Below are 23,062 nucleotides of genomic sequence, written 5' to 3' on the forward strand. Positions count from 1 at the left end.
CCAGCTCCGGAGGGCCGTCTTTGTCTCACTCAAATGGCTCGGGCCCTTCCCTCCCAGTAGGGATCGCGCAACCGGCGCTTGTAGAGCTTGCCGTTGGGGTCGCGGGGCATCGCATCGGTGAAGTCGATGGATCGGGGCCACTTCTGCTTGGCTATACGCTCCCGGATGAAGTCCATGATGGCCGCCCGGGTGCCGTCGTCGGCTGCCACCCCGGCCACGGGCTCGATCACCGCCTTGATCTCCTCGCCGGTGTCCTCGTTGGGAATCCCGAACACGGCAGCATCCCCCACCAGCGGGCACTGGAGCAACGCCCCCTCGATCTCCGCGGGGTAGATGTTCATGCCCCCGACGATGATCATGTCGTTGGAGCGGTCGTTGAGGAACAGATAGCCGTCATCGTTGAAGTAGCCCACATCGCCCACGGTGAAGAACTCCTGGCCCAGGCGGGCTTTCTCGGTCTTCTCCCTGTCCTTGTAGTACTCGAAGCTCCCCCCGCCGGGCATCTTCATGTAGATGGTGCCGCTGGCCCCGGGAGGCAACCGGTTGCCGGCTTCATCCACCACGATGACCTCGGAGCCCGGCCAGGGGCGGCCGACCGTGCCGGGGTAGCGGCGCCACTCGTCGGGAGCAATGTAGGTGCCACCCCCCTCGGTGGCCGCGTAGTACTCCCAGATGCAGTCACCCCACCAGTCGAGCATCTTCTGCTTGGTCTCGATGGGGCAGGGGGCGGCGGCGTGGATCATCCGCCGCAGCGACGACACGTCGTAGCGCTGTTTGACCTCGTCGGGGAGCTGGAGCAGCCGGTGGAACATGGTGGGTACCATGTGGCTCTGGGTGACCCGGTAACGGTGGATGCGCTCCAGGGCCCCCTCGGCGGTCCAGCGCCCCATGACCACCGCGGGATGCCCCATGTGCAGCGAGGTGGTGGCCCACACGTTCACCGCTGTGTGGTAGAGCGGGGCCTGGGTGATGTGGACGTTGTTCTGGTGGGGCATGATGCCCAGCAGCATGAACAGGCCGCCCGAGGCCCCGGCCGACTCGTCGGGATGAATGCCGGTCAGCTTCCGGCGCACCCCCTTGGGGCGGCCGGTGGTACCCGAGGTGTAGAACATGAACGACCCGGTGGTCAGGGCATCGGGTCGGGTGCCGGGCCGGGCCTCGACCAGCTCGGCCCAGGGGCGGAAACCGTCGATGGTTCCCACCGAGAACCGATTGGCGGTCGGCACTTCGCTGTGCTCCAACACCTTGGACACCTGGGCCGCGAAACTCTCGTGGACAATGAACGCCTTGGTCTCGCTGTCGTTGACGATGTAGGCGATCTCGGGTCCGGCCAGGTGCCAGTTCACCGTGGTGATGTAGTAACCCCCCTGGTAGGCGGCCAGCGACATGGCCAACTGCTCGATCCCGTTGGGCAGCACGGTGGTGACCTGGTCACCGACCCCCAAACCCGCGTCCCGCAGGCCGTGGACGATGCGGTTGGTCAGCTCGGCCAGCTCCCCATAGGTGATCTCGTTGTAGTCGGGATCCACCACCGCCAGCCGCTCGGGGTCGGCCTCGGCGATCCTCCAGAATCCCAGCACATCGGTCTCAGCCATCTTTCCTCCCGTCGACGCCTGCCCCCGGCTCCGGGAAGGATGCCCGAAGTGGTTGCCCATGCGTGCTGCTGTCGGTGTGCGTGCCCGAAGGATGGTAGGCGCAGGCGGTTGGGGGGCCGTAACCGTGGGGCAACCGCAAAGCGCTCACAGGCCGGTGAATCGCATTCACATGCCGGTGAAATCGGGAGGGCGTTTCTCCATGAAGGCAGCGATGGCCTCGACGTTGGCGGGTGCTCCCATCAGTCGGGAGAAGGCCGCGTTCTCGCGCTCGCGGGCTGCGGCCACCCCGTCGTGCCAGCCGCAGGTTATGAGCGCCTTGGACTCCATGAGCGACGAAACCGGGAGCACGGCCAGCTTCTGGGCGTGGGCCATCGTCGTGCCCATGAGTTCGCCAGGGGGGCACACCTTCCATATCAGGCCCATGTCGCTGGCCTCGGCGGCGCTGATCCACTCGGAACTCAGCAGCATCCACATGGCCTGCTGGCGGCCCAGAAGCAGCGGGAAGGTGTAGCTGCTGGCCGCCTCGGGGGCCACCCCAAGGCTGGAGAACGGGCACCTGAGCCGAGCCTCGGACGACATGAACACCAGATCCGCGAAACCCAGCATGGTGGCCCCCACCCCCAGGGCCAGGCCGTTCACTGCAACGATGAACGGCTTGGGGAACGAGGCCATCCGGTCGATCATGCCCGGGAACCCGTGGATCCCGGCTGCGACACCATCCCCGCCCGGGTTGCGGGCCCCCATCTCCACCAGGTCGGTGCCGGCGCAGAACGACCGCCCGGTTCCGGTGACGACCAGCACCGCCACGTCGGGGGCGGCGGCGGCATCGATCAGGGCTTGGGCGGTGGCATCGTAGAGCGCCTCGTTGAAGGCATTGAGAGCTTCGGGCCGGTTCAACCTCAGCAGCCGCACCCGGCCATGGTCCTCAATCTCCAACATCGAACCGTCAGCTTACCGGTCGCATACCGGTCGCCCACGGCTCAACGGTATGGTGAGGGGCGAGGGATTTGGGCCGACCTTCTTGGGCAGGGGTCGAAATTATACAGGTTTGCTTGAGGCGGATTGCGGATTTCGTCGAGAACCAGTTGAGGAACGCGCCGTTCATCCCTATAGTGCCAGTTCTAGCATGACTATCGGGATTGCAGTAGGGGCCTATCTCGTCGTGCATCTGCTCGGCGTATACCTGTTGCGCGCCTCCGGCGTGGCCACGGATCTGTTCGGCCGGTTCCGCAACGTTCCCGACCTGCCCGAGCCGAGAGAATTGGCCGATTACACCGCCTTCGTGGAGACCCACTCCTTCTGGGACACCGGGGAGAACGACACCCTCGACGACTACGACGAGTTCGAACTCCACGCCGTGTTCTGGAACGAGAAGAAGCGCAGAACCGCCTGAACCCGCCGGCCACCGTTGGGCCAGATAGTGCTGGGGTGAGCCGTCAGCGGTGACGGGAACGCTCGTGGGACAGGAGCCAGGACTTGACCTCAGCCATGACGGGAACGCTCGTGGGACAGGAGCCAGGACTTGACCTCAGCCATGACGGGAACGCTCGTGGGACAGGAGCCAGGACTTGACCTCAGCCATGACGGGAACGCTCGTGGGACAGGAGCCAGGACTTGACCTCAGCCATGACGGGAACGCTCGTGGGACAGGAGCCAGGATTTGGCATCGGGGCTGCCCCCGTACTGGCCCACCGAACCATCGCTGCGGACCACCCGGTGGCAGGGCACCACCACCGGTATCGGGTTGGTGGCCATGGCCGTGCCCACCGCTCGAGCCGCCCCCGGGGAACCGGCCATGCGGGCCAACTCCCCGTAGGACACCGTGGTGCCGTAGCCCACCGTCATCAGGGAGTCCAGAACCCGGCGGTAGAATCCGGGGGTCGAGCGCCGGTCCAGGGCCAGGTGGAATTGGCGGCGACTGCCGTCGAAGTACTCGCGAAGCTGGCCGATGGGCTCGTCCAACCAGGCCGGATCGCCCCCGCCGGCCCAGGACGGCTCGGACGACTCGACAAGCTCGGCCATCGGGTCCCCGGCCATCGGGTCCGGGTGTCCCTCCCTGGAACCGAAGCCCACCCGCACCAGGCCCCGGGAGGTGGCCATCAGGTTCAGGGTTCCTATGGGGGTATCCAGCACCCCCGAGGCCACCGTGAACAGAGCGGCAGCGGATTGGGGGCGGGTGAGCAGCGCAGCAGGGGACATGGCACTGACCGTAGCGGAACGCCAGACTGAAAAGATGAGGTTTCCAAAGCGCAAGAACTGGGTGCCATGGATGAGGTTTCCGAGCAGCAAGCCCCCGAGGCCATGAACGAGCAGGAACCCAACCGCGGCGACATACCCGGTATCGACGAGCAGGAACCCAACCGCGGCGACATAACCGATACAGATCGCGACATACCCGGTATCGAGGTTGCCCCGGTCACGGCCTGGCTGGCCGCCAACATCGCCGGCAGCGAGCCCCCGTTCACCTTCGACCTGATCGCCGCGGGAGGGTCCAACCTCACCTTCCGGCTGGCTGATTCCGGCGGTCGCCAGTGGGCGCTGCGGCGGCCCCCGGTGGGATCGGCGCTGGCCACCGCCCATGACATGGGGCGGGAATGGCGCATCATGGCCGCTCTGGGCGAGGCCGGCGAGGTTCCGGTGCCCGAGATGGTGGCCTTCTGCGACGACCATTCCATCAACGGGGCCGACTTCTACGTGATGAGCTTCGTGGAAGGTCGTATCTTGCGGGACAGGGACTCCGCCGCGGGCATGACACCGGAGCAGGCCGAGATCGCCACCCGGAGCCTGCTGGACGTGCAGATCGCCTTCCACACCCTCGACCTGGACGAGGTGGGTTTGGGCGATCTGGGCCGCCGGGAGGACTACGTGGGTCGCCAGCTAAGGCGCTGGTTCCGCCAGGTGGAAGTTGCCGGGGTACGGGAGGTGCCCTTGCTGGCGGAGCTGCACGAGCGGCTGAGCGCGGCCAAGCCTCCCGAGACGGTGCCGGCGGCGCTGGCCCATGGCGACTACCGCTTCGACAACACGGTGCTGGACGAGCAGTGGAGGGTGGCCGCGGTGCTGGACTGGGAGCTGTGCACCACCGGCAACCCGATTGCCGACTTCGCCTGGTCGCTCCAGTACTGGGCCGATCCCGGCGACGAGATGAGCTTCCTGAGTGATCCCCCCACCGTGCTGAGTTGCTTCGCCCGCCGGGCCGAGCTGGCCGATCGCTACGCCGCCCAATCGGGTTTTGACCTGTCCGACCTCCCCTACTACGCCGTGTTCAGTTGGTGGAAGCAGGCCTGCATAGTGGAGGGGGCCTACGCCCGCCGGCTGAAGGGGATGACCGGGGGCATGGGAAGCACCGGTGATGTCCACGACATAGCCCGCCGGGTGGACGCCATGCTGGGCCATGCCGCCGACATGGCCGCCGGGATGCTGTGAACTCGCCGCCCACATAGCCGCCGGAGTGCTGTGAACTCTCCGCCGACATGGCCGCCGGGGTGCTGTGAACTCGCCAACAAGGGTTGGGCTCAAGGCTCAGGCCGCTGTGGTCACCAGCACGGTTAGCAGCACCATTGTCAGCATCGACATCGGCACGCCGAGGCGCAGGTAGTCGGTGAACCGGTAGCGGCCGGGGCCGTAGACCATGGTGTTGGTCTGGTAGCCGATGGGGGTCAAAAACGATGCCGAGGCCGCCACCGCCACCCCGAGGGCCAGGGTGCGGGGATCCAAACCGGCTTGAGCTGCCACCTCCAGGGCCACCGGGAACACCAGGGCAACGGCAGCCACGTTGGTGATCAGCTCGGTCAGCAGCATGGTGGCCACCACGATGCCCAGCACCACCCCGGCGTCACCCATGAAATCGAATCCGGTGACGATGCCGCCGGCCATGTCCTCGGCCAGCCCCACCCTGTCCAGCGCGGCCCCCAGGCCGAACGCCGCCCCGATGGTGATGAGCACGCCGAAGTCCACCGCCTCCCGAGCTTCGCGGGGCGTGAGCACCCCACCCAGAACCACCGTGCCGGCGGCGATCAAGGAGGCCTTCAAAACGCTCAGCACACCGGCGGCGGGCAACACCACCAGCGCCACCACCGCCAGCAGGGCCACCGGGGCCCGGCGGGTGGCTCGGGGTGGTGATCCGCCCAATCGGGACACCAGCAGGAAATCTCGGTGGTCGCTCCATCGCTGGTCGAATCCATCGGCAGCCAGCACCAGAAGCGTGTCGCCGGGTCGCAGTCGCACCTGGCCGAACTTGGCCTCCACCGGCGCGCCGGAGCGGTGGATGCCCACCACTGCGGCCTGATAGCGGCCCCGGAACCCGGCCTCGGCCAGGGTCCGCCCGCTGAGGGGGGAGGCCACCCCCACCACCGCCTCGAAGAAGGTGTGATCATCGGAGTCCACCGCCTCCAGGTGAGTATCCTCGGCCGAGGTCAGCCCGGACATGGCCTGGAGGTCGAGAACCAGATCAACCCGCCCCGCGAACGTGAGCCGGTCGCCACCCCGGAGCACGAATGTGGGGGCCACCGGTGCGATGACCGTACCCTGGCGCTCCACCTCCACCAGGAACACCCCCTGGAGATGGCGCAGACCCCCGGCCTCCACCGACTGCCCGTCGAAAGCCCCCCGCTCGACCACATGCATGGATACCAGGTAGGGGCGGGCCGTACCGTCGGCCCCGGTGTCGCGCCGATCGGGCAGCAACCAGGGAGCGGCCACCACGATCAGCACCAGTCCGGCCCCGGCCAGGGGTAAACCGAAGCGGGCCAGCTCGAACATCTCCAGCTCGTCCTGGCCCACCGATTGCAGCAGGCCGCCCAGCACCAGGTTGGTGCTGGTGCCGATGGCCGTGATCGCCCCGCCCAGGATGGTGGCATACGACAGGGGGATCAGGAACCGGGAGGCGGCCCGGCCGTAACGCTCGGCCCAACCCCGCACCGCCGGCACCAGCATGGCCACTATGGGGGTGTTGGCCAGAAAGGCCGAGGCCGCGCCGGCCGGGGCCAGCAGCCGGATCAGCGTCACCCGAGTGGGGGATCCCCGATCCAGCACCCTGGCCACCAGGGGCTGCAATGCGTTGGTCTTGGTCACCGCACCGGCCACCACGTACAGCGCGCCAATGGTTACCGGAGCGGGATTGCCGAAACCGCTGAAGGCCGAGTCGGCATCGATCACCCCGAGCAGGAACAACCCCCCGGTGGCCCCCAGAACCCCGGCGGCGGGCGACAGCCGGTTGCTGATGAGTCCGGCCCCCATCGCCACCAGCACCACAACGGTGAGCACGGCATCGCTGTCCATCCTGGCAAATGCTACGGCGCGGTAACGGCTTTGGTTCTGGTAAATGCTACGGCGCGGTAACGGCTTTCCCCGCCAAAGGGAGTGCTATTGGTGGTTTGATGGCCACGAACCGCTGAACCCGCGATAAGAAATATCCGTGGCTTCAGAACTGATACAACCCCACGGTGGCGAACTGGTCGACCTGATGGCTGACGATCCCGCCGCCGCCGCGCTCAAATCGCAATCGCGCGACCTGCCCTCGTACACCCTCGGGCCCCGCCACCTGTGCGACCTGGAGCTGCTGCTCACCGGTGGTTTCTCGCCCCTTCGAGGTTTCATGGGTAAGGCCGATTACGAGCGGGTTTGCACGGAGATGAGATTGTCCGGCGGGACGCTGTGGCCGATACCCATAACCCTGGACGTGGATGCCGAAACCGCCGAGACCGCCCGGGCCGCCGGGCAACTGGCGCTGCGGGACGTTGAAGGGGTCATGCTGGCGGTGCTCACCGTGAGCGATGTGTGGCAACCGGACCTAGCGGATGAGGCCGAGAAGGTGTTCGGAGGGGCCAACCCCGAACACCCCGGCGTCAACCATCTGATGCGCAATACCGCGCCGTTCTATGTGGGGGGGTCGGTGCAGGGTGTGCAACTTCCCGTCCACTACGACTTCACCGAGCTGCGCCGCACCCCGGCTCAGCTCCGGGCGGCCTTCGAGGCCCGGGGCTGGAACCGGGTGGTGGCCTTTCAAACCCGCAACCCGATGCACCGGGCCCATGTGGAGCTGACCAGAAGGGCGGCCGTGGAGGCCGACGCCAACCTGCTGATTCACCCCGTGGTGGGCATGACCAAGCCGGGGGATGTGGACCACTACACCCGGGGGCGGGTGTACCAGCACGTGATCAAGCGCTACCCCGAGGATTCGGCCATGCTGGCCATGCTGCCGCTGGCCATGCGCATGGGCGGGCCCCGGGAGGCGGTGTGGCACGCCATCATCCGCAAGAATCACGGTGTCTCCCACTTCATCGTGGGCCGTGACCATGCCGGGCCGGGGGCCGACTCGTCGGGCACCGCCTTCTACGGCCCCTACGAAGCCCAGGAAATGTTGCAGGACCACACCGATGAGCTGGGCGTAACGATGGTGCCGTTCAAGATGATGGTGTATGTCCCGGGCAGCGACAGCTACCAACCGGTGGATCAGGTGGACGAGGCGACGGCCACCCTCAGCATCAGCGGTACCGAGTTGCGGGATCGCCTGGCATCGGGCGACGACATTCCCGAGTGGTTCAGCTATCCCGAGGTGGTGGCCGAGCTGCGCCGCACCCATCCCCAGCGGTCGAAGCAGGGCTTCACCGTGTTCTTCACCGGGCTCAGCGGCTCGGGCAAATCCACTATCGCCAACGCGCTCATGGCCAAGCTGCTGGAGCGGGGGGGGCGGCCGGTCACCCTGCTGGACGGCGATGTGGTGCGCACCAACCTGTCGTCGGAGTTGGGGTTCTCGAAGGAGCACCGGGACATCAACATAACCCGCATCGGGTACGTGGCCTCGGAGATCACCAAGCACGGCGGTATTGCCATCTGTGCGCCGATCGCTCCCTACGCCGAGCCCCGGCGACTGAATCGGGAGGCCATCTCGACCAACGGTGGCTACGTGCTGGTGTACGTTGCCACCCCGCTGGAGGTGTGCGAGGAGCGGGACCGCAAGGGCCTGTACGCCAAGGCCCGAGCCGGGATCATCAAGGAGTTCACCGGCATCTCCGATCCCTACGAGGTGCCGGCCGACGCCGACATCGTTTTGCCCACCGTGAACCGGACCCCCGATCAATCGGCCCAGGTAATCGTGGACCATCTGGTAGCCGAGGGATACCTCCAATAGATGCTTCGCTGACATGGCCCGCACCGAGGATTTGGAACGCTGGAACGGATAACCCGCTGACATGGCCCGCACCGAGGATTTGGAACGGATAACCCGCTGACATGGGCCGCACCGAGGACCTGGAACGGATAACCCGCGCGCTGGCGGCGGCGGCTGGGGTGCTGGAGCGGTTCACCCCCGGGGAGGTTGAATCGGAGCTGAAGGACGGGGGCGACCCGCTGACCGCGGCCGATACCGCGGTGAACGAAGTGCTGGCCCGGCAGCTTCGCCACCGGAACGAGGGGTGGCTGTCGGAGGAGAGTACCGACGGTGTCGAAAGGCTGGGTTGCCGAAGGGTTTGGGTGGTGGATCCCATTGACGGCACCCGGGAGTTCATCGCCGGAATCCCCGAATGGTGCGTTTCGGTGGGGCTGGTGGAGGATGGCGTACCGGTGGCCGGCGGCATCCTGAGCCCGCCGAACGGCCATCTCATCGTCGGGTCGGACGAGACCGGGGTGATTTGCAACGGCTCACCTGCGATAACGACCGCCACCACCGATATTAGGGGGGCGCTGGTGCTGGCCTCCCGCAGCGAGGTTCGGCGGGGCGAATGGGAGCGCTTCTTCTCCACCCCGGTGGCGGTGCGCAACATGGGCTCGGTGGCTTACAAGCTGGGCCTGGTGGGTGCAGGGTTGGCCGACGCCACCTGGACGCTGGTTCCCAAGAACGAGTGGGATGTGGCCGGCGGGGCGGCGCTTGTCCGGGCCGGGGGCGGGCTGGTGTTCGGAACCGGCGGCGCCGAGGTGGTGTTCAACCGGGCCGACCCGCTGATGGACGGTTTCATCGCGACGGCTCCGGGCATCGTCGAGCAGGTGCGAGAATTGCTCGACATACCGTGAACTGGTGCCAAACCCGCAAGCGCCAAACCCCCATCGGACTGCAACACCAAAAACCGTGAACGACCACCAAAACTGGACTGACCAAAAACCGTGAACGACCACCAAAACTGGACTGACAAGAACCCATGAACGACCACCAACTGGCGGGCTGGCTGGCATCGGAGGCGGGGGTGTTGCCGGTGAGGGGCGCGGTTCAAAGTTCACGCCTTTAGATTGCTGGTGACGGGCGCGGTTCGAGTTGTACGCCTTTAGATTGGGAGCGTTGTGCGACTGGTGATTGCCCGGTGTTCGGTGGACTACGACGGCCGGTTGGCCGCGCACCTGCCCGAGGCGGTGCGGCTCATAATGATCAAGGCCGACGGCTGTGTGGCCATTCACGCCGATGGCGGGGCTTACAAGCCGCTGAATTGGATGAACGCCCCCAACCGGCTGTCGGAGCAAGAAGGCGAATGGACCGTGGTGAATCCATCCGGCGAGAGGCTCACCATCACCATTTACGAGACGATCTTCGACACCACCCACGAGCTGGGCCCCGACCCGGGCCTGGACAAGGACGGGGTGGAGGCCCACCTTCAGGAGCTTCTGGCCGCTTGCCCCGAGACGCTCGGGGACGGGTTCCGGCTGGTGCGCCGGGAGTACCCCACCGACATCGGCCCTGTTGACCTTCTGTGCCGGGACATCGATGGGAACGCCGTGGCGGTGGAGGTGAAACGGCGGGGCGAGATCGCCGGGGTGGAGCAACTGACCCGGTACTTACAGTTCTTGAACCGGGATCCGTCGCTGGCCCCGGTGCGGGGCGTGCTCGCCGCTCAGACCGTCCGGCCCCAGGCCAGAACTCTGGCGACCGACCGGGGCATCGAGTGCGTGGAGATGGACTACGACCGGCTCAGAGGCATCGAACCCAACCAGACCAGGCTGTTCTGATGCGACAGACGCATAAGCATCCCCCGCTACGCCTGCGCCGACCTCCCCGCCCGCCCTGGGTGTGGGCGCTGATGGTCGCTCCGGCCGTGCTTCTGGCCGCCTGGCTGGTGCTTTGGCTGATCGACTCATCCAGCGGCAGTGACAAGACCCCCCGGGGTTTGACGATTGAGGGGCCGGCCACCAGCATCGACATCGGCGGGCTGAACCAGGACGAAGTAACCGCAGTGGTGACCGAACTGGCCGAGGATCACCGCAGAACCCCGGTGGAGATCGTGACCCCCAGCCGGACCATCTCGTCGACCGCCGGGGAGGTCGGTCTGGTGGTGGATGTGGAGACCACAGTGGCTGAGATCATGAAGCGGGACCGGGGCGGGGGCAACCCCATCGGGTGGACGGCTTCGTTCTTCGAGAGCTCGGAGTCGGAACTGCTGTTCACCCTGGCGGTGGATACCAAACGGCTGGCCGACCTGGAAGCCCAATGGCAGCGGGTGCCGGTGGATCCGTCCATAGTGCTGGAGAACGGTGTCTTCCAAGTGGTGAGCGGCGTGCCCGGTGAGACCCTGAACCTGGCCTCAACGCTGCCCCGATTGCTGGAGAGCGTGGCCGGGCCCGAGTCTCCCCTGCGAGTGGAGGCCGAGGTGAGCCTCACCCCTCCCGACCTCACCGATGACGCGGCGACCAGGGTGGCCGGTTGGATCAACCAGCGCACGGCCCAGGGGCTTTTGGTGACGGTGAAGGAAGTCACCAAGCGAGTGCAACCGGCCCAGCTTCGTACCTGGTTGAAGCTCCAGAACGACACCGGCGAGTGGATCTACGACATTAACCAGCAACAGTTGGAAAAGGACCTCGCCGACCCCGATAAGCAACGACTGGCAAAGGACCTGGCGGTCATGAACCAGCAGCAGTTGGAAAAGGACCTGGCCGAACTGTTTGCCGAGGTGGCCACGGTGGCCTCGGAACCGGTGCTGACGGTGATGGACGATGTGCCGGTACTGGTGAGCGAGGTGCCAGCGCTGGTCTGCTGCCAGGAATCCGCCTCGCAAGTGGTGCTTTCGGCCCTCGATTCCGAGCAACCCGAAGTGAACCTGGAGCTGCGGGAACTGGACAAGATGAACGACCAGAGCTGGCTGGTGGATCGTGGCATCGTGGAACTGATCGGCAGATTCACCACCCACTACACACCGAACCAGGCCAGAGTGGGCAACATCCACCGCATTGCCGAGATGATCCAGGGGGCAGTGGTCTACCCGGGCGAGACCTTCTCGGTGAACCAATTCGTGGGCCAGCGCACCGAGGAAAAGGGGTTCGTGCCCGCCGGGGTGATCTACCAGGGGGTGTACGCGGAGGGGGTGGGAGGGGGCATCTCCCAGTTCATCACCACTTTGTTCACCGCCGCCTTCAACGCCGGGATGGAGTTCCCCACCTACCAGTCGCACAGCCTCGACATCCCCCGCTACCGGCAGGGAGTGGACGCCACCATCTCGTGGCCGGCCCCCGACTTTCAATTGCGAAACCCCAACCCCTACGCAGTGCTGCTGTGGCCCACGGTCACCGGCAGCAGCGTCACCGTCAGCCTGTACTCCACCGCCCACGCCGAGGTGAAATGGACCAACCGCTACGACACCTCCAGGAGGTTCTGCACGGTAAGGGTGACCCAGCGGAGCCGGACCTACTCCGACGGCACCGTGCTAAGGGACTCGGTGACCGCGCTCTACCAGCCCCGGGAGGGTGTGAACTGCGACGGTGCGTGCATCCTCCCGTTGCTGCCCCTGGACGGTGACGGCGACGGGCAGGGAGAGCTGGACAGCCGGGGCTTGCCGCAAACCTGCGTTGGCTCCGGTAACTGCGTCGAGCCCCGGACACCGGTTGACACCAACGAGGACGGGCGCGCCGACCTCTGCACCCTCCCTGTGCCGGACCCCTTGCCCGAGGCCGAACCAACCCCGGAAGCGACGGGATCGCCGGAACCGGAGCCCGTACCCACACCCGTACCCGTACCCGAGGCGACTCCCCCGCCGGATCCCGGTGACACTATGGATAACCCGCAGGCCCCCGATACTGGGCAGCCTGGGCAAGCACCCGACCCTGGGCAACCTGAACCGCCTGGGCAAGCACCCGACCCTGGGCAACCTGAACCGCCTGGGCAAGCACCCGACCCTGGGCAACCTGAACCGCAGATCCCCCAACCGGGCCAAACCCAGGATGCCTGAGCGGGGAGCGGCAGTGGTGGGCCTGTGGGATGTGGCGGTGATCGGGGCCGGGCCAGCCGGATGCGCCGCGGCCATCACCCTGGCCCGGGCCGGGCGGCGGGTGATCGTGGTGGACCGGGCCCGCTTCCCCCGCCCCAAGACCTGCGGCGACGGGCTCACCACCGGAGCCCTGCGGCTTCTGGAGGGTCTGGGGCTTGAGCCCACTGCCATCCCCACGTGGATGCCGGTGGAGGATGTGTGCATTCGCTCACCCTCGGGCCGCATCGTCGAGTTGCCCCTGCCCCGGGGCCGGGGCCAGTTCGCCGCGGTGGTTCCCCGGTCGGATCTGGACAACGAGCTGGTGCAACGAACCCGGAGCGAGGGGGCGGAGTTGATCGAGGGTGCCAACTGCCTCGGGGCGGTGGAGACCGGCGACCGGGTGGTGCTGGAGGTGGGCGACCTCGGGACGGTGCCGGCCCGGTTCGCCATCGCCGCCGACGGCATGTGGTCGCCCACCCGCAAGTACCTGGGCCTGACCCCCGGGGGCTACCTGGGTGATTGGCACGCGTTTCGCCAGTACTGGACGGGAGTGGCTCCCCCGGCCCGCCGGGCAATGTGGGTGTGGTTCGAGGATGAGATCCTGCCCGGCTATGCCTGGTCATTCCCCCTGGGCGATGGCCGGGCCAACGTGGGATTCGGTGTTCGCCGGAACGGCCCGGTAGCGGTGGGCGACATGGGTAGGTTCTGGCAGAATCGGCTGGGGGTCTCCGGTACCCGATCAGGTCGTGGAATGCAGGTGGGCGACATGGGTAGGTTCTGGCAGGACCTGCTGGAGCGTGACCACATCCGGGCCGTGCTGGGCGACGCGGCAACCCCGGAGGCCCATCATCGGGCCTGGCCCATCCCCGCTCGTATCGACAGGATGCCCCTGACCTCCCGGCGGACCATGTTCGTGGGCGATGCCGCGGCCGCCACCGACCCCATGAGCGGTGAGGGCATCGCCCAGGCTCTTCTCACCGGCATCGGCGCGGCCGGTGCCGTGCTGGTCGGTGGGACCGATGCCGACCGGGTGATGGCCGGCTACCGCCGCTTCGTGCGCCGGGAGCTGTTCGCCGACCACCGCATGGCCCGTGGCCTCGGGCGGATCCTCGCCCACCGCTCCGGCGCTCGGGGGGCCGTCCGCATAGCCGGGCTAACCCCCTGGACCCGGCGCAACTTCGCCCGCTGGCTGTTCGAGGACTACCCCCGATCCATCATCGCCACCCCCCACCGCTGGCCCGGTAAACCCCTAACCACCCCCGGTGCCTACCGCTGAACCAGCCCTTACCAACTCTTACCCCGGCGCTTACCGCTGACCCTCTCTTACCCCCGGCGCTTACCGCTGACCCTCTCTTACCCCCGGCGCTTACCGCTGAACCGGAGGATCATCGTAACCTTCGGCCATGGCATTGAGCTTTGACAACCGGGTGGCAGTGGTAACCGGGGCGGGGGGCGGGCTGGGACGCCTGTACGCGCTGGAGCTGGCCCGGCGGGGGGCCCGATTGGTGGTCAACGATCTGGGTGGGGCGACCGACGGAACCGGGAGCGGTGAAGGACCGGCCCAGCGAACGGCAACCGAGATCAACCACTCCGGGGGTGAGGCGGTGGCCGACACGAACTCGGTGGCCACCAAAGAGGGAGGGGTGGCCATAACCGAAACCGCGCTGGAGGCGTTCGGTCGGGTGGACATCGTGATCAACAACGCCGGCATCCTGCGGGACAGAACCTTCCACAAGCTGGAGGACGAGCAACTCCACCCGGTGCTCGCCGTGCACCTGCGGGGAGCGTTCAACGTCGCCCGGCCGGCTTTCGTGCGGATGCGGGAGCAGGGCTACGGTCGCATCGTGTGCGCCACCTCCAACGCCGGGCTGCTGGGCAACTTCGGCCAGTCGAACTACAGCGCGGCCAAGATGGGGCTGGTGGGGCTCACCAACACGCTGGCCCTGGAAGGGGCTCGCTACAACATCAAGGCCAACTGCATCGCCCCGGTGGCCACCACCCGCATGACCGAGGCCATCTTCGGGGAGGAGATCAAGGAGGCCATGAACCCCGAGCTGGTCACCCCGGTGGTGTGCTTTCTGGCCCATGAGGACTGTCCGGTGTCGGGCGAGGTGTACTCGGCGGCCGGCGGCACGGTGGCCCGATACTTCGTAGGCCGGACCCCCGGCTACTACAACCCCAACCTCACCGCCGAGGATGTGGCCGAGAACTTCGACCGGATCAGGGACGAGACCGGCTACAGGGTGCTCGCAGAGGCCAACCACGAGATAAGCGTGGCCTACAAGACCATCCGGGCAGCCGGCGGATGACACCCGAAGGGTTGGATGGCGCGGACGATCAGGAGACACCCGAAGGGTTGGATGGCGCGGACGATCAGGAGACACCCGAAGGGTTGGATGGCCCGGACGGTCAGGAGATGCCCGAAGGGTTGGATGGCGCGGTGAGCCGGGATGGGGGCCGGGGGGCGATCATCGAAGCCTTTGATGAGGCTACAGAGCAGGTGTTCGAGCGGCTGCGGGGGAATCCGGTGGCCGACCGGGTGTTCTACACCGCCTCGGAGCTGGGGAACTTCAGCATTCTGTGGCACGCCCTGGCCTGGATAGGAGCCACCTCCAAGCGGAGGCGGCGCAACGCCCTGAGGGTGTCGGCGGCCCTGGCGGTGGAGTCGGCGCTGGTCAACGGGCCGATCAAGTCGGCCTTCAACCGATCCCGCCCGCTGGTGGAGCACGATCATCCCCACCGGTTGCGCCAGCCCCTCACCAGCAGCTTTCCCAGCGGCCACGCCAGTGCGGCCGTGGTGGCGGCGGTGCTGCTGGGCGAACCCCGCCGCCATCGCCTGCCCCTCCTGCTGGCCGCCTCGGTGGTGGCCCTCAGCAGGATCCACGTTCGCATCCACCACGCCTCCGACGTCGCAGTGGGCGCAGTGGTGGGCGCACTGCTGGCCCGGCTCTTCAAAAGGATATGGCCCCTGCGCTAGCGAGGACATGGCCGCCAACTACCGCCGGGGCGCTAGCGAGGATCGCTAACGAGAATATGGCCACTGCGCTAGAGAGGATCGCTAACGAGAATATGGCCGGGGCGCTAGCGACTTGGCTGCCTCCCATACATCGATCCCCCCGAAAGCCATGACCTGAAGCGAGGAGGTGGTGACCCCGCTGTCGAAGTAGCGGTCGATGTGGGCCCGGCACTCATCGGGGGTGCCGTGCACGATCAGATCGTCCACCACCTGCTCGGGGATGGCCTCCAGCGACCCGGCCCTGTCCCCGGCCGCCCATCGCTGCCAATGCTCGGCCAGCAGATCCCCCCGGCCCAGCCATTCGTGGAAGGCCCGGTAAACCGGTACGTTCAAATAGGCGGCCACCGCTCGGCGCCCCTGGGCGATCACCGTCTGGCGATCGGGGTTGGGGCACACGAAGATGCGAGCCACGATCTCTTTGTCCCGGCCCGATCCCCGCTTATTGACGATCTCGCTCACCCGAGCGGCGTCGGAGGCCGACAACCAGTTGAGGATGGCCCCATCGGCCTGGCTTGCGGCCAGCGCCAGCATCTGCCCCCGCAGAGCGGCCACCAGGATGGGGGGTGGTTCGGGAGGCACGATCCCCAGCCGGAACCCCCGGACCGAGAAGGTGTCGTAGTCGGCGCTCACCTTCTGGCCCTCCAGGGCAGCTCGGAGGAACCGGACCAGATCGCGAACCCGCCGGTAAGGGTTCTCGAAGGGGATCGCATTCCACCGCTCCACAATCACATCCGAGGAGCTGCCCACCCCCAGGGCGAACCGGCCCGGGGCCAGCGAAGCCAGCGTGGCCGCCGATTGAGCCACCAGCGCCGGCCCCCGGGTGTAGGCCGGCACGATGGCGGTGCCCAGTCGCAGCGACGGTGCCCACTGCGAAGCCAGTACCAGTGGGGTGAAGGCGTCGTTGGCATTGGACTCCGAGGACCACACGTCGGTGTAACCCAATGCGGCCAGCTCGGCCACCTGCTCCGCCTGCTGGTGAAGGGGGCCGGGCAGGGGGACCGTCATTCCGTCACGTCGTTCGGGCATGCCGTCACTCTACGACTCCCCGGCTTACCCTGGCTCCCCCTTGAACACAGCTTTTGGGTGAACCTCAATACAGTTTTGCTAGGTATAGTTACCAACATGAACAGCTCGGACTCGCTCGACCCGGTTCATTTCGCCCGGACCCTGGCCGGAGCAGGTCTCAAAGCCGCAACCAACCCCGTGGGCACGGGTATAGCCCTGCTGAGGGCCACAGCTTCGGCCATGGAGGTGGGAATGGCCACGGTGGCCAAGGTTGTGGATGCTCCGGGGAGCGACGACCCCGCCCCGATCCAGCCCCAACCCAACGATCATCGGTGGTCATCGCCGGCATGGCAGGACAATCCCTACTTCTTCGGTATCCAGCAGACCTACCTGCTGTCCAGGAATCTGGTGGACGATCTCATCGACGCCGCCAACCTGGACGAGAGCGAGCACCGCAAGGCCAAGTTCGCGGCCTCCCTGGCTCTCGATACCCTGGCCCCCACCAACCTGCTGTTCACCAATCCCGATGCCCTGGCCCGGGCGATGGCCACGGGCGGGGCCAGCGTGGTGAGGGGCGCAGCCAACATGCTCCATGACCTGCGCCACAACGGCGGCTGGCCGTCCAAGGTGGACGATTCGGGGTTCGAGCCGGGGGTGAACATGGCCATGACCCCGGGCAAGGTGGTGTACCGCAGCGACCTCATGGAGCTGATCCAGTACGAACCCCAGACCGAGCAGACCTACCAGATCCCGCTGCTGTTCTGCCCGCCGTGGATCAACAAGTACTACATAATGGACCTGGCCCCGGGAAAGAGCCTGATCGAGTGGGCGGTGCAGCACGGCCACACCTGCTTCGCCATCAGCTACCGCAACCCCGACGAGTCCATGCGCGACACCAGCTTCGAGGACTACCTCCACCGGGGACCGCTGGATGCCCTCCGGGTGGTGCAGGAGATCACCGGGGCCGGGCCGGTGAACACCGTCAACGTGTGCCTGGGGGGCACGCTGACCGCCATCGCCATGGCCCACGGTGCGGCCACCGGCCACCAGCCCATCGGTACCGCCACATTCTTGAACACGCTGACCGACTTCTCCGACCCCGGTGTTCTGGGGGCCTTCACCGACGAGCCCACCATTGCCGGTTTGGAGCGCAGGATGGCCGACCAGGGCTACCTGGAGGCCGACGAGATGGCTCGAACCTTCGACGCCATCCGGGCCAACGACCTGATCTTCCAGTACGTGGTGAACAACTGGCTGCTGGGCGAGGATCCCCCGGCGTTCGACCTGCTGGCCTGGAACAACGACAGCACCCGGATGCCCGCCCGCATGCACAGCAGCTACCTGCGGCGGTGCTACCTAGACAACCAGTTCGCCAACGACGCCTTCGAGGTGGACGGTACCGTGCTTCACCCCGGCGATGTGACCCAGGACACCTACGTGCTGTCGGCCATTGACGACCACATCGTCCCGTGGACATCGGCCTATCGCACCGCCACGCTGCTCGGGGGCCACAATCGCTTCGTGCTCAGCACATCGGGCCATATCGCCGGTATCGTCAACCCTCCCGGTCCCAAGGCCCGCCACTGGACCAACGATCGGATTTTTGGCGAGCCCGAGCAGTGGCTGGAGGGTGCCGAGCAGCATCAGCGGACATGGTGGGAGGACTGGGCTCGCTGGCTGGGCGACCGGGCCGGTAGCAGGATCGACCCCCCGGCCCGGCTGGGCAGCGGGACCCACCCCCCCATGGAGGACTCCCCGGGCCTGTACGTGAAGATGCGCCCCGGCGATACCGCTGCGGATTGATCGACCGCAGCCCGGGGGATGTTTCGGAAAAATTTTCTTTTTGGTTTGCTTATCGAGTTCTTGCTAAGTAAAGTAAGCAACATGACCGACGTAAAGGAAATCACCGAGGCCATCCAGGATCAGATCCTCAGTGCCCTCAAAGTCAGCCAGACCGCCATCATCGAAAGTGTCCGCACCTGGACCGACACGGTGGGCGCGGCTACCCCCGAGAAGCTGAGGACCGAGGCCATCCCCGGTCTTGATGCCCTGCCCGATCCCAAGGAGCTGATGGATGTCGGCTTCGGGTTCGCCGAGGCCATCCTCACCACCCAGAAGGAGTTCGCCCAGAACCTGCTGGCCGCGGCCGCCCCCAACGGCTCGACCCCGGCCAAGCCAGTCACCAAGAAGAGCTGATTCCCCCCTCAGCTCTTCCCACCAACGGGGCCGGTCTTTTGACCGGCCCCGTTGCATTTGGTAAGCAGTTGCTAACTATCCTGAACAATCACGCCGGAGCCACCCGGGCCGGCGAGTGGAGGGAACCGATGAGCACCGCAACCGACTCCTCTAGCGGGCAACCGCCGCAGGAGTTCGACTCACCGCTGGAGCCCATCACCCGCGTAGGGGTGATAGGGGGGGGAACGATGGGATCGGGCATCGCCGAAGTGTGCGCCCGAGCCGGTTTGGACACCCTGATCATCGAGATCGATGATGCCGCCATCGATGATTCCCGCAAGAAGATCAAGGCTTCCCTGAACAAAGCGGTGGCCCGGAACAAGTTGCATGCCACCGCCCGGGATCTGGCCCTGGATTCGCTCAGCTACAGCTCCGATTTGGGCGACCTGGGCGACCGCGACCTGGTGATCGAGGCCATCATCGAGTCGCTGGAGGAGAAACTGTCGGTGTTCCGGGCCATGGACAAGGTGATGAAGCCCAACTCCATTCTGGCCACCAACACCTCCTCCATTCCCATCATCACCCTGGGGTCCATCACCAGCCGCTCAGACATGGTGATCGGCATGCACTTCTTCAACCCGGCACCGGTGCAGCCACTGGTGGAACTGGTGCGGTCGCTGAACACCACATCGGAGACCATGGATCGGGCCGACCGCTTCGTGGTGGAGGTTCTGGGCAAGCGGGTGATCCGCTGCCGGGACCGGGCCGGTTTCGTGGTGAACCGGCTGCTGGTGCCCTACCTGCTGGATGCCATACGTATGTTCGACGAGGGCAAGGTGAGCGCAGCCGACATCGACAGCGGGATGATGTACGGTTGCGGCCACCCCATGGGCCCGCTGACGCTGTGCGACCTGATCGGGCTGGACACCATAGAGGCGGTGGCCGATGTGCTCTACGAGGAGTTCAAGGGCACCCACAACGCCCCGCCCCCGCTGCTGAGGCGCATGGTGGCCGCCGGGCATCTGGGACGGAAATCCGGTAAGGGCTTCTACGAGTACGACGGATGACAAAGAGCTCGGCTTCTACTAACCCGGCGGCTGACAAAGAGCTCGGCTTCTACTAACCCGGCGGCTGAGAAAGAGCTCGGCTTCTACTAACCCGGCGGCTGAGAAAGAGGGACGATGGACCATACCGCGATAGAGGCGTTCGGAAGCTACCTCCGCAGCCAGCGCAAGCTGGCCCAGTTGACCCTGCGGGAACTGTCCGACCTTGCCCAGGTGTCCAATCCCTACCTCAGCCAGTTGGAAAGAGGGCTGCACCAGCCATCGGTGCGGGTAATAAAATCACTGGCCAAGGCGCTGAACCTGTCGGCCGAGACGCTGCTGGCCCAAGCTGCCGGCCTTGATGCCGCAAAAGGCTCGAACCCCGACGAGATGGGCGACACCGCCGCCACCATCCGGGCCGACACCAACCTCACCGATGAGCAGAAAGCGGCACTGCTGGAGGTGTACCGGAGCATGACCGGCAACGGTCGGGCTTCCTGAGGTCTCTTTCCTTTCCTGGCCCCGCCACCTCACCCCGACCCGGCAGCAACGGTTGCTGTCTTGGAAAACCTGCTTGAGGCCATCGCTTTTTGCCCTTGCCGGGGATTCGGGCGGTAATTGTCGCTCCCACCGGGATACTGGGGGTATGACTGTACAACTCGCACTGCTGGAGGCACCGCCCGACTGGCGGATCGACGAGCACACCAAGGAGGTCGGGCGACGGGGCCTGGCTCGGGCCCGGGCCGTTCTACAGAGCCACCCCCCTGCCGATTGGCCCACCACCCCGCCCGTGGACGATGTTCCCCGAGCGGCATGAAACCCCGTGGACGATGTTCCCCGGGCGGCATGAAAACCCGTGGACGATGTTCCCCGAGCGGCATGAAACCCCGTGGACGATGTTCCCCGAGCGGCATGAAGCCGCCGGCAAACCTCTCCAACCGGTTATATCCGGTGGGGGTGGCGGTTGCCGTGCTGGTGGTCTTCAGCCTGCCGGCGGCTTTTGGCTGTGGGGTCAACACCGGTGGTTCGGCGGACCGGGCAACCGTCCCATCCGCGACGGTGGAGGGAGCTCCCGGAATCGTCACGGAGGTGGTGGACGGGGACACCATAATGGTGAGCATTGCCGGCCGGAAAGAAAGCGTGCGGCTGATAGGTATCGACACCCCCGAGGCCACCGGTGGATTCTTGCCGGTTGAGTGCTATGGCGACCGGGCCAGCGCCCTCACCGGATCGCTGCTTCCGGTGGGAACCAGTGTGCGGTTGACCCGCGACGTCGAGGCCCGGGACCGTTACGGCCGACTCCTGGCCTACGTCCATCGGGCCGACGACGGCCTGTTCGTCAATCTCGAGATAGCCACCCGCGGGTACGCCGAGGCTTTGGTGATCGAGCCCAACACCACCCACGCCGATGACTTTTACCGGGCGGCGGCTCAGGCCCGCGACCGGGGTTTGGGGCTCTGGGGCGCATGCGGCAGCGCAGATGTGGAGATCACGGGACCACCCGCCCCCGAGCGGGTAGCCGGCGCGGTAGCTTGAGGTACACGTGAGCGAGCTACTGGAACACCTGGGCGGGTAGCCGGCGCGATAGCTTGAAATACACGTGAGCGAGCTACTGGAACGCCTGGGCGGGGCCCCCGGGGGCCGAGCCCTGATAATCACCTGTGACAACCTGGGTCAGTCGCATGCGGCCAACGCGGCCATCGCCGAGTGCCTGGACATCGGGGTGGCCGTATCGGCCGGGCTGATGGTGCCGTGCCCGTGGTCCAGGGACGCGGTCGGCCACCTTGCCGGTACCCCGGTGGGAGTGCACCTAACCCTCAACGCCGAGTTCGACAACTACCGGTGGGGCCCGATAACCCAGGCCCCATCGCTGCTGGACGGCGACGGTGGCTTCCCCCGCACCCCGGCCGACTCCTGGGAGCACAGCGACCTCGACGAGGTCCGCCGGGAGTGCCGGGCCCAGATCGAGCGGGCCGTCCAGTGGGGCAGCGATCCGACCCATCTGAGTTCCCATCTGGACACCTTGTTGATGCGCCCCGAGTTTTTCGACATCTACCTGGAGCTGGCCACGGAGATGGCTTTGCCGTTACGCCTGGGGGGGAGCGAACAGGAGCGCCGAGCCGGGTTCCCGTTCCGCCGCCTGGCCGCCGGCGCGGGCGTGCTCACCCCCGATCACCTGGTGTCGATTCGGGACCGCCCCGTCCGGCGAACGCTGGAGGACACGGTGGGGAATCTGGCCCCGGGGGTGACCGAGGTGGTGGTCTCGCCGGCCATGGACACCCCCGAGCTGCGGGAGCTGGACCCGGGCTGGCTCGGCCGGGTGGAGCAGTACCTGCTGGTGGCCCACGATCCATCGCTACGCCGAGCCATCGAACGATCCGGCACCCGGCTGCTGAGCTACTCCGACCTTAGAGACACCCAACGCTCAGGCTGAACACCAATCACCGGGGCTGAGACACTGAGCTACTCCGACCTTAGAGACACCCAACGCTCAGGCTGAACACCAATCACCGGGGCTGAGACACTGAGCTACTCCGACCTTAGAGACACCCAACGCTCAGGCTGAACACCAATCACCGGGGCTGAGACACTGAGCTACTCCGACCTTCGAGACACCCAACGCTCAGGCTGAACACCAATCACCGGGGCTGAGACACTGGGGGCTGAGCCGATCAAAAATCGGTGTACTCAGCCAGAAGCGAGCGGTAGGTGAGGTGTTCGGGTGAGTTCAGCAGTGCCCGCAGCCCGTACACCCAGCGGGGGTAATCGCCCTCCAACTTCATCCGGCCCGTCATGAAAGCCAGGTCGGGATGATCCCCGCCGACCACCTCGGCCAGGGCATCCTCGTAGCGGTACACCATGCTGACGGCGGCATCGGCCCGGTGACCCCCGGCCATCTCGACCAGACGACCGTCGCGGATGACGGCGTGGTAGCGGACCTTGCCTTCGGGTGCGCCGGTAACCTCGAAATTGGCCGTGCAGCTCACCCCCGGCCGCTCCGGCCAGCCGGACGCGGCCTCCAGGTTGAGCCGGAACCAGCCATCGCTGAGATACCGGGACCGCTGCACC

22 protein-coding genes are annotated in these 23,062 nt (G+C 66.5%); 16 read left to right on the forward strand and 6 right to left on the reverse strand.

Annotated features, from left to right (window positions below):
• Positions 1-29: 29 nt before the first annotated feature.
• A complete protein-coding gene (locus tag ACOGXC_RS09320; protein ID WP_419917922.1) occupies positions 30-1,595 on the reverse strand; it encodes an acyl-CoA synthetase in 1,566 nt (521 codons plus the stop codon).
• 165 nt (positions 1,596-1,760) lie between these two features.
• Positions 1,761-2,534 (reverse strand): enoyl-CoA hydratase/isomerase family protein, encoded by a 774-nt coding sequence (locus ACOGXC_RS09325; RefSeq protein ID WP_419917923.1) that lies wholly within the window; start codon positions 2,532-2,534, stop codon positions 1,761-1,763.
• Between the two features lie 187 nt (positions 2,535-2,721).
• Here ACOGXC_RS09325 and ACOGXC_RS09330 point away from each other — a divergent pair, with 187 nt between their 5' ends.
• Complete coding sequence (locus tag ACOGXC_RS09330; protein ID WP_419917924.1) at positions 2,722-2,988, forward strand: hypothetical protein; 267 nt, start codon at positions 2,722-2,724, stop codon at positions 2,986-2,988.
• Between the two features lie 227 nt (positions 2,989-3,215).
• On the opposite strand, the gene ACOGXC_RS09335 is transcribed toward ACOGXC_RS09330, so the two are convergent.
• A complete protein-coding gene (locus ACOGXC_RS09335; RefSeq protein WP_419917925.1) occupies positions 3,216-3,794 on the reverse strand; it encodes a methylated-DNA--[protein]-cysteine S-methyltransferase in 579 nt (192 codons plus the stop codon).
• Positions 3,795-3,860: 66 nt separating this feature from the next.
• On the opposite strand from ACOGXC_RS09335, the gene ACOGXC_RS09340 reads away from it, so the two are divergent.
• On the forward strand, positions 3,861-5,018 hold the full coding sequence (locus ACOGXC_RS09340; RefSeq protein WP_419917926.1) for a phosphotransferase family protein: 1,158 nt from the start codon (positions 3,861-3,863) through the stop codon (positions 5,016-5,018).
• A 96-nt stretch (positions 5,019-5,114) separates the two neighbouring features.
• Here ACOGXC_RS09340 and ACOGXC_RS09345 read toward each other — a convergent pair whose 3' ends face one another.
• Positions 5,115-6,872, reverse strand: a complete 1,758-nt coding sequence (locus ACOGXC_RS09345; RefSeq protein WP_419917927.1) for an SLC13 family permease — start codon at positions 6,870-6,872, stop codon at positions 5,115-5,117.
• A 136-nt stretch (positions 6,873-7,008) separates the two neighbouring features.
• Between ACOGXC_RS09345 and ACOGXC_RS09350 the strand changes: the two genes are divergently transcribed.
• The 7 genes from ACOGXC_RS09350 to ACOGXC_RS09380 all read left to right on the forward strand — a co-directional run bounded on the left by ACOGXC_RS09350 (position 7,009) and on the right by ACOGXC_RS09380 (position 15,731).
• Positions 7,009-8,724: a bifunctional sulfate adenylyltransferase/adenylylsulfate kinase gene (locus tag ACOGXC_RS09350; protein ID WP_419917928.1), complete on the forward strand. Its 1,716-nt coding sequence runs from the start codon at positions 7,009-7,011 to the stop codon at positions 8,722-8,724.
• A gap of 101 nt (positions 8,725-8,825) precedes the next feature.
• The gene (locus ACOGXC_RS09355) at positions 8,826-9,602 is read left to right on the forward strand and encodes a 3'(2'),5'-bisphosphate nucleotidase CysQ (protein WP_419917929.1); all 777 of its coding nucleotides are present in this window, start codon (positions 8,826-8,828) and stop codon (positions 9,600-9,602) included.
• A gap of 264 nt (positions 9,603-9,866) precedes the next feature.
• Positions 9,867-10,526 carry an endonuclease NucS gene (nucS, locus tag ACOGXC_RS09360; RefSeq protein WP_419917930.1) on the forward strand — a complete coding sequence of 220 codons (660 nt, stop codon included), beginning with the start codon at positions 9,867-9,869 and terminating at the stop codon, positions 10,524-10,526.
• A complete protein-coding gene (locus ACOGXC_RS09365) occupies positions 10,526-12,736 on the forward strand; it encodes a VanW family protein (protein ID WP_419917931.1) in 2,211 nt (736 codons plus the stop codon). The genes nucS and ACOGXC_RS09365 overlap by 1 nt, the downstream gene beginning before the upstream one ends.
• Entirely contained in the window at positions 12,729-14,030 is a 1,302-nt protein-coding gene (locus ACOGXC_RS09370; RefSeq protein WP_419917932.1) for a geranylgeranyl reductase family protein, read from the forward strand. The genes ACOGXC_RS09365 and ACOGXC_RS09370 overlap by 8 nt, the downstream gene beginning before the upstream one ends.
• Before the next feature lie 127 nt (positions 14,031-14,157).
• A complete protein-coding gene (locus tag ACOGXC_RS09375; RefSeq protein WP_419917933.1) occupies positions 14,158-15,063 on the forward strand; it encodes an SDR family oxidoreductase in 906 nt (301 codons plus the stop codon).
• Entirely contained in the window at positions 15,060-15,731 is a 672-nt protein-coding gene (locus ACOGXC_RS09380) for a phosphatase PAP2 family protein (protein ID WP_419917934.1), read from the forward strand. The genes ACOGXC_RS09375 and ACOGXC_RS09380 overlap by 4 nt, the downstream gene beginning before the upstream one ends.
• An 81-nt stretch (positions 15,732-15,812) precedes the next feature.
• Here the strand turns inward: ACOGXC_RS09380 and ACOGXC_RS09385 are convergent, their stop codons facing one another.
• The gene (locus tag ACOGXC_RS09385; protein ID WP_419917935.1) at positions 15,813-16,796 is read right to left on the reverse strand and encodes an LLM class F420-dependent oxidoreductase; all 984 of its coding nucleotides are present in this window, start codon (positions 16,794-16,796) and stop codon (positions 15,813-15,815) included.
• A 96-nt stretch (positions 16,797-16,892) separates the two neighbouring features.
• On the opposite strand from ACOGXC_RS09385, the gene ACOGXC_RS09390 reads away from it, so the two are divergent.
• From ACOGXC_RS09390 to ACOGXC_RS09420, 7 genes are all read left to right on the forward strand, one after another.
• On the forward strand, positions 16,893-18,578 hold the full coding sequence (locus ACOGXC_RS09390; RefSeq protein ID WP_419917936.1) for a PHA/PHB synthase family protein: 1,686 nt from the start codon (positions 16,893-16,895) through the stop codon (positions 18,576-18,578).
• A gap of 81 nt (positions 18,579-18,659) precedes the next feature.
• Positions 18,660-18,971, forward strand: coding sequence for a hypothetical protein (locus ACOGXC_RS09395; RefSeq protein ID WP_419917937.1), 312 nt, complete (start codon positions 18,660-18,662; stop codon positions 18,969-18,971).
• 128 nt (positions 18,972-19,099) lie between these two features.
• Positions 19,100-20,017, forward strand: a complete 918-nt coding sequence (locus ACOGXC_RS09400) for a 3-hydroxybutyryl-CoA dehydrogenase (protein ID WP_419917938.1) — start codon at positions 19,100-19,102, stop codon at positions 20,015-20,017.
• 114 nt (positions 20,018-20,131) lie between these two features.
• Positions 20,132-20,494, forward strand: a complete 363-nt coding sequence (locus ACOGXC_RS09405) for a helix-turn-helix domain-containing protein (RefSeq protein ID WP_419917939.1) — start codon at positions 20,132-20,134, stop codon at positions 20,492-20,494.
• 145 nt (positions 20,495-20,639) lie between these two features.
• Positions 20,640-20,810, forward strand: a complete 171-nt coding sequence (locus ACOGXC_RS09410) for a hypothetical protein (protein ID WP_419917940.1) — start codon at positions 20,640-20,642, stop codon at positions 20,808-20,810.
• A 95-nt stretch (positions 20,811-20,905) separates the two neighbouring features.
• Positions 20,906-21,529 carry a thermonuclease family protein gene (locus tag ACOGXC_RS09415; protein ID WP_419917941.1) on the forward strand — a complete coding sequence of 208 codons (624 nt, stop codon included), beginning with the start codon at positions 20,906-20,908 and terminating at the stop codon, positions 21,527-21,529.
• 64 nt (positions 21,530-21,593) lie between these two features.
• A complete protein-coding gene (locus ACOGXC_RS09420; protein WP_419917942.1) occupies positions 21,594-22,427 on the forward strand; it encodes a ChbG/HpnK family deacetylase in 834 nt (277 codons plus the stop codon).
• A 238-nt stretch (positions 22,428-22,665) separates the two neighbouring features.
• Here ACOGXC_RS09420 and ACOGXC_RS09425 read toward each other — a convergent pair whose 3' ends face one another.
• Positions 22,666-23,061 (reverse strand): SCP2 sterol-binding domain-containing protein, encoded by a 396-nt coding sequence (locus ACOGXC_RS09425; RefSeq protein WP_419917943.1) that lies wholly within the window; start codon positions 23,059-23,061, stop codon positions 22,666-22,668.
• Position 23,062: the final 1 nt, after the last annotated feature.

This window comes from Candidatus Poriferisocius sp., assembly GCF_965202595.1.
Taxonomy (GTDB): domain Bacteria; phylum Actinomycetota; class Acidimicrobiia; order Acidimicrobiales; family Bin134; genus Poriferisocius.

Excerpts from the sequence above, each read along its gene's own strand:
- ACOGXC_RS09335 (WP_419917925.1), bottom strand. The coding sequence starts at position 3,794 with ATGTCCCCTGCTGCGCTGCTCACCCGCCCCCAATCCGCTGCCGCTCTG.
- ACOGXC_RS09340 (WP_419917926.1), top strand. The coding sequence starts at position 3,861 with ATGGATGAGGTTTCCGAGCAGCAAGCCCCCGAGGCCATGAACGAGCAG.
- ACOGXC_RS09415 (WP_419917941.1), top strand. The coding sequence starts at position 20,906 with ATGAAGCCGCCGGCAAACCTCTCCAACCGGTTATATCCGGTGGGGGTG.
- ACOGXC_RS09355 (WP_419917929.1), top strand. The coding sequence starts at position 8,826 with ATGGGCCGCACCGAGGACCTGGAACGGATAACCCGCGCGCTGGCGGCG.
- ACOGXC_RS09330 (WP_419917924.1), top strand. The coding sequence starts at position 2,722 with ATGACTATCGGGATTGCAGTAGGGGCCTATCTCGTCGTGCATCTGCTC.
- ACOGXC_RS09380 (WP_419917934.1), top strand. The coding sequence starts at position 15,060 with ATGACACCCGAAGGGTTGGATGGCGCGGACGATCAGGAGACACCCGAA.
- ACOGXC_RS09345 (WP_419917927.1), bottom strand. The coding sequence starts at position 6,872 with ATGGACAGCGATGCCGTGCTCACCGTTGTGGTGCTGGTGGCGATGGGG.
- ACOGXC_RS09325 (WP_419917923.1), bottom strand. The coding sequence starts at position 2,534 with ATGTTGGAGATTGAGGACCATGGCCGGGTGCGGCTGCTGAGGTTGAAC.
- ACOGXC_RS09365 (WP_419917931.1), top strand. The coding sequence starts at position 10,526 with ATGCGACAGACGCATAAGCATCCCCCGCTACGCCTGCGCCGACCTCCC.
- ACOGXC_RS09405 (WP_419917939.1), top strand. The coding sequence starts at position 20,132 with ATGGACCATACCGCGATAGAGGCGTTCGGAAGCTACCTCCGCAGCCAG.
- ACOGXC_RS09375 (WP_419917933.1), top strand. The coding sequence starts at position 14,158 with ATGGCATTGAGCTTTGACAACCGGGTGGCAGTGGTAACCGGGGCGGGG.
- ACOGXC_RS09400 (WP_419917938.1), top strand. The coding sequence starts at position 19,100 with ATGAGCACCGCAACCGACTCCTCTAGCGGGCAACCGCCGCAGGAGTTC.
- ACOGXC_RS09395 (WP_419917937.1), top strand. The coding sequence starts at position 18,660 with ATGACCGACGTAAAGGAAATCACCGAGGCCATCCAGGATCAGATCCTC.
- ACOGXC_RS09370 (WP_419917932.1), top strand. The coding sequence starts at position 12,729 with ATGCCTGAGCGGGGAGCGGCAGTGGTGGGCCTGTGGGATGTGGCGGTG.
- ACOGXC_RS09410 (WP_419917940.1), top strand. The coding sequence starts at position 20,640 with ATGACTGTACAACTCGCACTGCTGGAGGCACCGCCCGACTGGCGGATC.
- ACOGXC_RS09390 (WP_419917936.1), top strand. The coding sequence starts at position 16,893 with ATGAACAGCTCGGACTCGCTCGACCCGGTTCATTTCGCCCGGACCCTG.
- ACOGXC_RS09385 (WP_419917935.1), bottom strand. The coding sequence starts at position 16,796 with ATGCCCGAACGACGTGACGGAATGACGGTCCCCCTGCCCGGCCCCCTT.
- ACOGXC_RS09320 (WP_419917922.1), bottom strand. The coding sequence starts at position 1,595 with ATGGCTGAGACCGATGTGCTGGGATTCTGGAGGATCGCCGAGGCCGAC.